10 protein-coding genes are annotated in these 12,399 nt (G+C 35.9%); all 10 read left to right on the top strand.

The window, feature by feature from the left end:
- The first annotated feature begins 399 nt into the window (after positions 1–399).
- Positions 400–1,110 carry a tRNA (adenine(22)-N(1))-methyltransferase gene (locus tag IGJ34_RS09340; RefSeq protein WP_069654246.1) on the top strand — a complete coding sequence of 237 codons (711 nt, stop codon included), beginning with the start codon at positions 400–402 and terminating at the stop codon, positions 1,108–1,110.
- Entirely contained in the window at positions 1,100–2,218 is a 1,119-nt protein-coding gene (locus IGJ34_RS09335; RefSeq protein WP_430597283.1) for a Nif3-like dinuclear metal center hexameric protein, read from the top strand. Before IGJ34_RS09340 ends, IGJ34_RS09335 begins: the two co-directional genes overlap by 11 nt.
- Before the next feature lie 22 nt (positions 2,219–2,240).
- Positions 2,241–3,470, top strand: coding sequence for a peptidase T (pepT, locus tag IGJ34_RS09330; RefSeq protein ID WP_111247087.1), 1,230 nt, complete (start codon positions 2,241–2,243; stop codon positions 3,468–3,470).
- Positions 3,471–3,600: 130 nt separating this feature from the next.
- Complete coding sequence (locus IGJ34_RS09325) at positions 3,601–4,509, top strand: diacylglycerol/lipid kinase family protein (RefSeq protein ID WP_111247086.1); 909 nt, start codon at positions 3,601–3,603, stop codon at positions 4,507–4,509.
- Between the two features lie 85 nt (positions 4,510–4,594).
- The gene (locus IGJ34_RS09320) at positions 4,595–4,873 is read left to right on the top strand and encodes a DUF1294 domain-containing protein (protein ID WP_430597282.1); all 279 of its coding nucleotides are present in this window, start codon (positions 4,595–4,597) and stop codon (positions 4,871–4,873) included.
- A 30-nt stretch (positions 4,874–4,903) separates the two neighbouring features.
- Complete coding sequence (locus IGJ34_RS09315; RefSeq protein WP_430597281.1) at positions 4,904–5,950, top strand: lysylphosphatidylglycerol synthase transmembrane domain-containing protein; 1,047 nt, start codon at positions 4,904–4,906, stop codon at positions 5,948–5,950.
- A gap of 130 nt (positions 5,951–6,080) precedes the next feature.
- Positions 6,081–7,523 carry a catalase gene (locus IGJ34_RS09310; RefSeq protein ID WP_430597280.1) on the top strand — a complete coding sequence of 481 codons (1,443 nt, stop codon included), beginning with the start codon at positions 6,081–6,083 and terminating at the stop codon, positions 7,521–7,523.
- 398 nt (positions 7,524–7,921) lie between these two features.
- On the top strand, positions 7,922–9,355 hold the full coding sequence (locus tag IGJ34_RS09305) for an amino acid permease (RefSeq protein ID WP_430597279.1): 1,434 nt from the start codon (positions 7,922–7,924) through the stop codon (positions 9,353–9,355).
- A 427-nt stretch (positions 9,356–9,782) separates the two neighbouring features.
- A complete protein-coding gene (locus IGJ34_RS09300; RefSeq protein WP_430597278.1) occupies positions 9,783–11,291 on the top strand; it encodes a hypothetical protein in 1,509 nt (502 codons plus the stop codon).
- Between the two features lie 288 nt (positions 11,292–11,579).
- Complete coding sequence (locus IGJ34_RS09295) at positions 11,580–12,332, top strand: trypsin-like serine peptidase (RefSeq protein ID WP_240485863.1); 753 nt, start codon at positions 11,580–11,582, stop codon at positions 12,330–12,332.
- Positions 12,333–12,399: the final 67 nt, after the last annotated feature.

Genomic DNA, 12,399 nt, shown 5'->3' with positions numbered 1-12,399 from the left:
AGCACAAACCAAGAAATCGATCTGTATTGGAAGGATCAGAAAATGTGGAAACACTTAGTGAAAACAGCAAAGGAAGAAAATTTTTTATTGGCAGAAATGAAGTCGATGATAGTTGGATTGATATCAAAAATCAGTTGATCCTCACAAAGTAGGCACCTAGATGTAGTAGAAAAAATGCGCCAAGAAACACCGTTGAAGGCAACGCTTTTTGAATCGCAATTATTCAATCAAAATGAAGGAGGGCGCTAAATATAAGGCAAAAAAAGCTGATTGTTGTACTATGTTTGTATCAGCTAAATCATTTAATTGAGCTGAAAAAGAAATTGTAACTAAATTCCTTCTTTCAACGTTTTCAACCTGATTTTTGAATGGTATAATAACCACGGAGGAATATGTCAAATGAATGAAAATCAATTATCAAAACGTTTAGCACGTGTGGGAGAATTAGTTCCTGAACAAAGCCGTTTAGCAGATATCGGTTCTGACCATGCGTATTTACCAGTAGCATTAGTTTTACAAAAGAAACTTAATTTTGCGGTGGCGGGGGAAGTCGTAACAGGTCCGTATGAAGCAGCCAAAAAACAAGTGAAGAAAAATGGTTTGACAGATCAAATCGTTGTTCGCTTAGCGGATGGTTTAGATGCTATAGAGAAATTAGATAAGATCACAGCTGTTACAATTTGTGGTATGGGAGGTGTCTTGATTCGTGATATTTTAGATGCAGGTTGGAATAATCAGCGTCTTCAAGGAAATGAACGTCTTGTATTACAACCCAATATTGGGGAGAAACCATTGCGTGACTGGTTGACAGTGCACGGGTACACCATTATAGAAGAAGATATTTTAGAAGAAAATAATAAAATTTATGAAATAATTGTAGCTTCTAGACAAGAGGTAAGAGTCGCATACTCAGAAAAAGAGCGACTTTTCGGCCCTATTCTACTAAAAAAGCAATCACCTATTTTTCAAAAAAAATGGCAAGGAGAATTAAAACAGAGAGAAACCATTTTAGCACAATTAGCTAAAGCAGCTGGAGATCAACAAGCAAGAATACAACAAATAGAAAATGAACTCACTGAAATCAGGGAGGTTTTGCAAAATGAGTCTTGATGGGACTGTTTTTATTGAACGTTTTGAAGAGTATTGTCCGCAGTGGCTAGCTGAAGCAGGTGATCCTGTAGGGTTACAGATTGGAACAGTGAATAAAAAGATCGATCGAGTGATGGTGACACTGGATGTTCGACCGGAAGTAGTTGCTGAAGCAATCGAAAAAAACGTTGACTTGATTATCGCCAAGCATCCCCCTATTTTCAGACCAGTCAAACGGTTAGATACAAATGATTTACAAACCAACATGTACGCTGATTTATTAAAACATGATATTGCTGTTTTTGCAGCGCATACGAATATGGATATTATTGATAATGGCTTGAATGACTGGTTTTGTGAATTGTTGGGGATTCAAGATACGAGTTATCTAACGAAAACGCATACGATAGCATATAAAAAATTAGCTGTTTTTGTACCTGTAGATGATGCAACAAAGATACGTAAAGTGCTAGGTCAAGCAGGTGCAGGACTTCAAGGGGATTATATCAATACAAGTTATTCACTGATTGGAACAGGACGATTCACACCAACGGTTGGTGCGAATCCAACCATTGGCTCGATTGGCAAAGAAGAAGCAGTACAAGAAGCAAAAATCGAAGTGATATTCCCAGAAACAATCGAAGAAAACGTCATTCAAGCAATGTTGGAGGCACATCCTTATGAAGAACCAGCATATGATGTGTACCCAATAGAAAATATCACTAAAGAATACGGTTTGGGCCGAGTTGGAAACTTAAACAAAGCAGTCTCTTTAAAAGAGTTTGTTTCCTCTATAAAAGAAACCTTTGATTTAGATGGTCTGAGAATTGTAGCTGAAGATGAGAACAAGCGGATTCAGCGCGTTGCAATTTGTGGGGGCAGTGGTGAAAAATTCTTCCGAGATGCCCTTAAAAAGCAGGCAGATGTTTATATTACAGGAGATGTCTATTATCATACTGGGCATGATATGTTAACAGAAGGATTAACTGTAATCGATCCAGGGCATTATATCGAACAATTATGCAAACCGAAGTTGGTCGAACTATTCAATCAATGGAAAAAAGATTATAATTGGGATATAACCTTTATCGAATCAGAAGTAAATACGAACCCGTTTAAATTTAGATAATGTAGAAAGAAGGAACCGACGAATGTATGAAAATTTATTGCCACGTTTTTTACGCTACGTAAAAACAGAAACACGCTCTAATCCAAAAAGTGAAACAACGCCTTCAACGCAAACGCAAGTTGATTTTGCCCAAACGCTAAAAAAAGAGTTGGAAGAAATTGGTATGAGCGATGTTGTATACAACGAAACAAATGGTTTTGTAGTGGCTACTTTACCGAGTAACGTAGACAAAGAAGTTCGTTCAATCGGCTTTATTGCTCATATGGATACAGCAGATTTTAATGCGGTAAACGTTAATCCACAAATTATTGAAAAGTATGATGGTGAGTCAACAATCAATTTAGATAGCGAAGGGAAATACACGTTAAATACGAAGGATTTTCCGAACTTAAAAAACTATGCAAATCAAACGTTAATCACCACAGATGGTACGACGCTTTTAGGTGCCGATGATAAATCTGGGATCGCCGAAATTATGACAGCTATGGAAATTTTGATTAAAAATCCCTCAATCAAACATGGAACGATCCGAGTAGCTTTTGGTCCTGACGAAGAAATCGGTGTTGGAGCGGATAAATTTGATGTAGCGCAATTTAATGTTGATTTCGCTTATACAATGGATGGTGGTCCAGTGGGTGAATTACAATATGAAACATTCAACGCAGCACAGGCTGAAGTAACGATACAAGGGAAAAATGTACATCCAGGAACAGCCAAAGATACGATGATCAATGCGCTACAATTAGCAATCGATTTTCATAACCAATTACCGCAAAATGAAGTTCCTGAAAAAACGGAGGGTGACGAAGGATTTTTCCATTTAGCACAAATGAGTGGAACGCCAGAAGAAGCGCAAATGACGTACATCATTCGTGATCATAATCGTGAAAAATTTGAAGCACGGAAAACATTGATTCGTAACATTCAAGAAATCATGAATCAGCCATTTGACCATGAACGAGTTCAGATTGATTTGTTTGATCAATATTACAACATGGGGGAAATAATCGAGAAAGATATGAGCATTATTGAATTAGCGAAAAATGCGATGATCGAGCTTGATATCGAACCATTAATCGAACCTGTCCGAGGCGGAACGGATGGCTCTAAAATTTCATATTTAGGTATTCCAACACCTAATATTTTTGCTGGTGGCGAAAATATGCATGGTCGTTTTGAGTTTGTCTCATTACAAGCGATGGAAAAAGCAACGGATGTTATCGTGAAAATTGTAGAATCCAACGCAAAATAAAGGAAATCACTATTCATAATTGTAGTAAAATTTAAAAAGAGGGAGTAATGTTACAGGTAGTGACTTACTTCCTATTTTTCTGTCAGAGCAGGATGAGCCCGCTATACTTTAAATTTTAGGAGGAACTTAAATGGAAAATGTAATGATACTTTTTAATAAAACATCTGGTAAAGATAAAGGCAAAGAATTAGCCGAACAGTTTGTAGACTATGCCAAAAATCATGGTCAAACAGACACGCATTTTCTATTAGAACAAGTTGGTCCAGATTGTGATAGTCAAAAGACCGTTAAAAAAGCAAAGACTGAAAATATCGATACACTAATCTTTATCGGTGGTGATGGTACGATCAATCATAATGTTGAAGACTTTCAAAAAGAATTACCACATCTAAATGTTGGATTATTGCCTGGTGGTACTGTTAATAATATGGCAAGGGTTTTGGGGATCCCGCTAAAATTTGAAGCAGCCGCTGATGTGATTTTAGGTGGAGTAACAAGAAAAATCGATTATGGCATGATCAATCAAAAAGTCATCGTTAGCACCATGACGATCGGTATTTTAGCAGATACAGCGGCTCGAATTAGCCAAAAAGAGAAACAAAAATATGGTAAACTTATTTTTATTAAAAACTTTTTCAAATTACTCGCAAAGAAAAAACGTTATCGGTTAGAAATCAAAACAGAAAAAGAGCAATGGCAAGGGAAAACACAGCTTGTTACCGTGACGATGACTAATTCTGTGGGTGGCTATACGAATTTTGATAATTCAGCATCTCCAGATGATGGTTTGTTTCATCTAACGATTTTACCAAAATTAAACTTTTTTAAACTAGCTTTTTACCTACCCAAAATTATTTTAGGCAAAATCTATGAACTTCCTGGAATCAAGTATATGACGGCAGCTGAAATAACCATTAAAAGCTTGAGCGAAAAGAAAGTTGGGACTCGTGTCGATGGAGATCCAAGTGAGGATCTACCGATTCAAATGAATGTTATTAAACACGGCTTGACCGTATTTGTTCCAGAAGAACAAGCGTAAATTTTTATGAAATGATTAAATTAACGTTACATGACTTGGTCTTTCAAGATGTTCCATTAAGAGACTGAAAGTTGGAGGAAAATCAATGACAGGTTTGTTGAAACATTTGCCATGGGTGTATTTGCTCATCGTAAATTTGGTTGAATTTTTTGCGATGTATCTTGATAAACAACGAGCTAAAAGAAGAAAATGGCGGGTTCCTGAATTTGATCTTTTGTTTATAGGGTTGATAGGTGGAGGAATGGGCGGCTTACTCGCGCAACAACTTTTTCATCATAAAACGAGAAAATTACGCTTTTATTTTTTCTTTATCTTTGGTACACTTGTAGCTATTGCAATTAGTTTTGTTAGTTATAAAAGATAATCGTGAATTTAAATTTAGTAAGGAGAGACTATGAAAAGCAATTCAAAAACAAAGGTTTTCCTGAATATCGGCTTGTTGGCCATTATTATCGGAGTAATTATTTATGTAATGGATAATTCTCTTAGCGATATATTTGCTCAATTGATGAGAACAAGTTGGATCGTTGTCGCTCTTGTTATTTTGTTAGGTGTCATTTATCAAATTGTTGAAGGTCGCTCTATCAAAGAGATTGCTTCTTATTTTCAAAAGGATTTCTCAACAAAAGATGGTTTTTTCACGTCTTGTTACGTGGCCTTTTATCGTGTGATCTCGTTTGGAACGGGAACATTACTTTCTGAAATTTACTTTTATAAGAAAAAAGGATTGGCCGTTTCTCAAGGAGTCGGTGTAACGGCCTTGCATATGATTATGTATAAAGCTGCTGTTATTTTTTTGTCAGTCCTAGGACTGATTGTGCAATTTTCATTATTTTATGAGCATGCACCAAAAATGATTCCGTTCATTTTAGTAGGTGTTGTGTTGACGTTTGTGATTATATTGTCACTACTTATTCTTTCAAGTAGTATCAATCTTCAAGTTTTATTGATTAGTTGGAGTAACAAGCATTTTAAGAGAAAAAAATTGCGAGATTGGGTAGATAAGTGTAATTTGCAAATCTATTCATTAAGAGAAACAGTTCAAACAATTACGAAAGATCGTTCAGCGATGATTCGGATTTTCGGTTGGAATGTAGCGAAGTTACTTTTTTGGTACGTGATTCCATATGTTGTATTGGTTGAAAATCATCCGAATATTGATTTACTGCTAGTTCTTTCTTTTACCAGTTTTTCTGTTATTTTATCGGGAGTATTTCCAACGCCAGCTGGAATTGGTCCATTTGAATTTGTGTATTTATTACTATTTAAACCTTTAGTGGGAACGGTCGATGCAGTGTCTTCTTTGTTATTGTACCGTTTTGGTAGCTTTGTATTACCATTTTTGATTGGGTTTATCTACGTTTTAGTTCAAAAAAGACAAGAGATAAAACTAGGGCTTCATGCTGTTAGAGAAGAAAAAAACGAAGCTGCTGATGAGTAATGCAGTTAAAACGATTAATAGAAGGAGAGTCGGTTGAAACCTTTACGTTTCAACCGACTCTCTTTTATTTGAACAAAAATCTCGTTAGAGTTATTATTATTATGTAAAGAATATATAGGAGAGTGAAAATATGAGTAAAAAAATGACCACAAGTGAAGGACAACCTATTGCCAATAATCAACACTCGCAAACTGCGGGAAAAAGAGGACCAGTATTGATCCAAGATGTTCACCTTTTGGAAAAACTAGCTCATTTTAACCGCGAAAGAATTCCTGAAAGAGTCGTTCATGCTAAAGGAGCTGGTGCTTTTGGAGAGTTTGAACTAACAAATGACATGAGTAACTACACAAAAGCTGGGCTTTTTAACGGGGTAGGAAAAAAGACAAGAGTTGCGATCCGTTTTTCTCAAGTTGCTGGGGAATCAGGATATATCGATACGTACCGTGATGTCAGAGGTTTTGCAGTCAAGTTTTATACAGAAGAAGGAAATTATGATATTGTCGGCAATAATACACCAGTTTTTTTTGTTCAAGATCCATTGAAATTTCCTGATTTTATTCATTCTCAAAAGCGCGATCCTAAAACACATTTACGCGATCCGTATATGCAGTGGGATTTTTGGTCTCATTCCCCTGAATCTGTCCACCAGGTAACGATTTTGATGGCTGATCGTGGCATCCCTGCAAGCTACCGCACGATGCACGGATACGGTAGTCACACATTTAAATGGGTTAATGATCAAGGCGAAGTATTTTGGGTAAAGTATCACTTTAGAACCAATCAAGGAGTGAAAAACTTAACAGATGATGTTGCTGCCCAAATTGCTTCTCAAAACACAGATTATTTGATGGATGAACTATTTCAAGCGATTGAAACTGGAGACTATCCTTCATGGACACTTTGTGTGCAGCTCATTCCATACGAGGAAGGGTTGAACTACAAGTATGATTTATTCGATGTAACGAAAGTCGTTTCACAAAAAGAGTATCCCTTAATCGAAGTCGGTACGATGACATTAAACGAAAATCCTCAAAATTATTTTACAGATGTTGAAGAAATCGCTTTTTCACCAGCAAACTTAGTGCCTGGGATAGAAGTTTCACCAGACAAGTTATTACAAGGAAGACTATTTGCCTACAAAGATGCAGCTCGCTATCGTCTAGGTGTTAATTACGATCAATTACCTGTCAATAAACCACACAATGAGGTCAATAACTATGAAAGAGATGGGTTCATGCAAGGGAATAATCAGGGTGGGGCAGTTAACTATGAGCCAAATAGTGAAGGAGGACCCGTTCAAGACGAATCTGCGGCGATTACGCCATTTGATGTAGAAGGGCAGGCTGGTACGTATGAATATGGACCAGACCACTATGCTCAAGCTGGTGACCTTTATCGTTTGATTCCAGAAGATGAAAAAGAACGTTTAGTTCAAACCATTAAATCAAATTTAGGCCAAGTGGACAATCGAGAAATACAGATTTTAGAAATCAAACAATTTTATCAAGCGGATAAAGACTATGGGACAAGAGTTGCTAAAGCGTTGAACATTCCAATAGAGGAAATTCAATAGTAATCTATAGTTTAAACAAATACTATGGGAGTCATTTTGGTCCAGGCGCTCGTTAGAAGGGACCCTTTGAATCTGAGAGTTATTGCTCTTTTATGCTTAGAACAGTTCATTGGTTAAATTTAGTTTTATTCTTATTGGTCAAACTCTAATCTTCATGAGAAAAAAGTAAATAATCTATACAGTAATATATAAGACTGAACCTTTGTTTTATCAAGGTTTCAGTCTTATTAGATGTTAAAGAAAAAGTGAATCATTAAAAAAGATGAATCATTGGATTTTTTATCTAATAAATTGCTGATAAGATCGATATTTAGGCATGTGAACGCTTGTTTAAAGTCTTAAAAATGATTATGCTTAAAAAGTAATTTTATACTTAATGATGGATAGGAGCTGTTTTGATGGAACAAAAGCAGATGCGGTGGTTTACCGTTGGTCTGATAGCGTTCAACATGGTTTGGGGCTTGGGGAATGTCGTGAATAACTATGCACAACAAGGCATATCAGTTGTAATATCCTGGATCTTGATTTTGGTCTTATATTTTATTCCGTATGCATTGATTGTCGGACAACTAGGTTCAACATTTAAAGATAGTAGTGGGGGTGTCAGTTCCTGGGTTCAAAATACTAGTACGAAGCGTTTAGCGTATTACGCAGCTTGGACATATTGGGTCGTACATATTCCCTATTTAGCTCAAAAACCTCAGTTAGTATTGATTGCCTTTGGTTGGGCAATTCAGGGAAATGGCGATATTGTGAATAATTTTTCAGTTGTAGGTATTACAGTAATCTCGCTTGCCATTTTCTTACTCTTTTTACTATTGTCGACGAGAGGGTTAATGACATTAAAAGTTATTGGTGGCATGGCCGGAACTGCAATTTTTGTGATGTCGATGTTATTCATTCTTTTAGCAATTGGTGCGCCAATGATGAATTCTACAGTTGAATTTGCAACGCCTCACATGGATAAAATCAGTACGTATATTCCTAAATTTGATTTTAGTTACTTTACGACTGTTTCCATGCTGGTCTTTGCTGTTGGTGGAGCAGAAAAGATTTCACCTTATGTCAATTCAATGAGAAATCCAGCCAAAGAATTTCCTAAAGGAATGATTTTTTTAGCGTCAATGGTTGGTGTTTCAGCTGTATTAGGCTCTTTTGCCATGGGTATGTTATTTGCAAGTAATAATATCCCAGAAGATTTAATGGCAAATGGTGCGTATACTGCTTTCCAACTATTAGGTGAGTATTATGGTGTTGGAAATTTATTAATGATCATTTATGCAATCACAAACGGTATCGGACAAATTTCAGCATTGGCTTTTTCGATCGATGCACCATTACAAATCCTTTTAGCCGATGCAGATCCAGATTACGTTCCTGCGGCGTTACGTAAGAGAAGTAAAAAAGGAACGTTGATCAATGGGTATCTATTAACGGGTGTTTTAGTGAGTATTATCATCGTACTGCCAATGTTTGGGATCGACAACATCAAAGAACTAGTGAAATGGTTGACTAACTTGAATTCAGTTGTGATGCCAATGCGTTATTTATGGGTATTCTTTGCTTATATGATGTTAAATAAAGCGTATAAAAATTATTCCTCTGAATATAAGTTTATAAAAAATCCCAAAATCGCCTTTGGTTTTGGGGCATGGTGTTTCTTATTTACAGCGTTTGCTTGTATTTTAGGAATGGTTCCGAAATTTGATTTTGCAGCTGACCCTAAAGCTTGGTTCTTCCAATTAGGTTCTAATATTATCACACCAGTTGTCTTGATTTTACTAGGGATGATTTTACCAGCTATAGCAAGACGTGAAAAAAAGAATGCATAAATCAATCAAAGAGAGTGAAAGGGTCACAACTTTTCGAGTCGTATCTCTCATGGAATCCGGATAAACGGTGGGAGCAGAAGTAACCCCTTCGGAAATAAGCTGAAATTGCTGTAAAACACAACAAGGAACAAGTTGATGTTGCACAGTACCTACTTGGTCACAAAAATTTGAAGATCAATTGTCGTAAATTTCCTCTTATTTCTCAGGGTTAAACACTTCTGTCCCATCCTCTTTTTTTCTTTTAAATTGCGGAGTTAAGTATTTTTTAGGTGTTAAAAATATGATTTCGAGCGTTGTTTTTCTTTTAATTTAATATATTTGTAAAAAAATGAGAACATTTTTTTATTTTTATCGGTATAATAGAAGTGGAAGTCTGTTTTTTTTTCTAAAAAAATGATACGATTTAGACAGGAAAAAAATTGAGGAAGTGAGAACAATCAGTAAACGACAACGTCAATCAATAAAAGAAGAAAGATCAACCTATATTTGTAAAGAAGTTGATCCTGATTATCTTGGGCGTGAGATATATGCCGATAATGTGGATACGCCATATTCATTTTATTTAGTTCGAAAATTGAATCTAGCAAAAGATTATCAAAATCTAGCTGAAGGAGAGGCCTTTTTTGATGCAATTTGTGACAGCTGGGATGAAACGGAAGAATTCGAAGAATTAGTCGTTAAAAAGATTTATATGTATGTTGAAACGGAAATCATGTTTTACACCTTATTGATAGGTAGTTTTGAACCAACTAGAAGAGAACTTCGCATGAACTTGAAACAATGGTTTGAAGAAATTGCGCTTGACAAAGAAGGGCATTCACTGGTTTATCGAAGTGAAGCGACATTGAACGCTGGAGAGATACAGGGAATGATGAAGCAAATGCTCGAGACGTCAAATGAGATTTTTCGTCTACGGAAAATGATGAATGATTTAACAGAAACAATCAATCAAGGAAAAGTTGAATGGCATGCACCGAAAAATAATCCGATTATCTCTAGAAGTATTCAGACAATCCATCTTAAAAGAGCGCAACCTTTAGTTGTTGAAGAAGATAGAGCCGAAAAGCCAACGATTGAACAGACTGAAGCGGATAAAAGTGTAGATGTCGAGGTTGATTTGATTGATGAGGCGTTAGTTGAAGAAGCTGTCGAACAAGAACCAGTGGAAGAATTAGGCGCAGAAACGGAAAAAAAGTTGCCGAACGAATTGGCGAAAAAACCAATTCAAGAAGATTTCCAAGTAGAAGACGAGCCTACAATATCACAAGACCTAGACGAGGAAAATAACGAAGCACCAAAAAAAGAACGTACTTCAATCAAATTGAAACGTCAACAATTAGAGACAACAAAAGCAAGTGTCAAGTCGGATGTAAAAAAAGAAACCGAGAAGCAAATTGGTACGCTCGAACCATTAGATCTGGATTTGTTAGTTTTCAAAAAAGGAAAAACGCAAAAGGCAACGCCAAGCAACTGGCCACGTTTCTCTAAGCAACTGAAATTAAGAAAAAGAATTGTAGCTCCTGCGAGAATTCCAAATTTTTCTAAGAGTGAGATGGAAAACTTAGAAGATGAAATTTACTTGTGTTTTATGAATAAACGCATGCGATTAGGGACAAAGAAAAATAAACCACAGAAAAAAAATATCCTCCGTTCAGAGTTACTTGCTCAAATCAGCCTGGCAGAATATTTAAATTATTCATGGGGGCAAGTATTAAGACAACGAAAAGAAGATGTCTTGATATGTGGTCGCTTAAGTTGTGGAGAGTTAGTATCTTCTTTAGATGACTTTTTACAAGAAATGCGTGAAATTGCCTACAGTCGTTCGTTGTTTGGTAAAAAAGTTCGCTGTTCAGTTGACTTATTACGTCGCTTAGAAGGATATATTTTAATGGATCAATATATGCAAAACCTAAGCTTGATGCCAGTTGAAAAATAACTACGAGATAGAAAAAAGTGAATTAGATGTTTAAAAGACTAGGGTAAAACTGGATCAGTTTTGCTCTAGTTTTTTTGGTGAGTGTGACAATTCACAGGTCTCTATTTTGCGATACGTTGAAAGACGATCCATTACTGTTTTTATTTAAAAAGGGAGTAGATGATAGCTATTTCAAAAAACTATATAATACTTATTGATAGAAATAATTTTATGTATTACACTTTTATAAAAGTACTATCCTATATTTAATAGGTGAATATTTTTAGATAAAGAAAGGGGTTAATTCGTTTGAAATTGTTAAAAATAGGTTTTATTGGTGTGTTTTTATTAGGTGCTACATTTTTTAGTTTTGCTCCTAAATCAGAAGCGGTAGGTGTAGAACACCGTTCCATTATTGGTGTCGATGAACGTTCTAGAGTTTTTGACACCACACTTGCACCTTATCAAAGTACGGTTTATGTCTCATCAAATGGATACATGGGATCGGGTGCTGTTATTGGGAAAAATACTGTATTGACTGCTGCACATGTTGTAAAAAGAATTATGGAAAATCCGACCAAAGCCACTAATTATGTTATTCCTGGGAGAAATGGCGCTACTCTTCCTTATGGAAAGTTCAAAATCAAACAAGTTCACATTCCTCAAAGATATTTGGATAAAGTAGATCTTGACCATGATATTGCTGTACTTACACTTGAAGAAAACAATGGTCACAGTATTGGCGATGTTGTTAAGCAGAATCCAATGGTTCTAACTAATACTGTATCGATTGGAAATACCATTTCAAGTATGGGGTATCCTGGTGACAAACCGTTTGGAACGATGTGGGAGTCCAAAGGAAAAATTATAAGACAATCGACGAATCGCATCGACCATGATATTGATACTGTTGGTGGACAATCTGGTTCACCCATTTTCAATGAAAATCACGAAATAATAGCTGTACATGTTTCAGGCGGAAAATATAATAATTCAAGTGTAAAATTAAACACAGAACATATTGAATTTGTTTTAAAATACATTGGTGATACTTCAAACTAGTCATTATATGCGTTGAAAGGGAAGCAATTATCGACAGATGACGTGATGTAAACAATAGAGCGCCTAT

Origin of the sequence: Enterococcus sp. AZ177 (assembly GCF_050544585.1) — a bacterium.
GTDB classification, from domain to species: Bacteria; Bacillota; Bacilli; order Lactobacillales; family Enterococcaceae; genus Enterococcus_L; species Enterococcus_L plantarum.
This window is presented reverse-complemented; position numbering and strand designations above follow the sequence as displayed.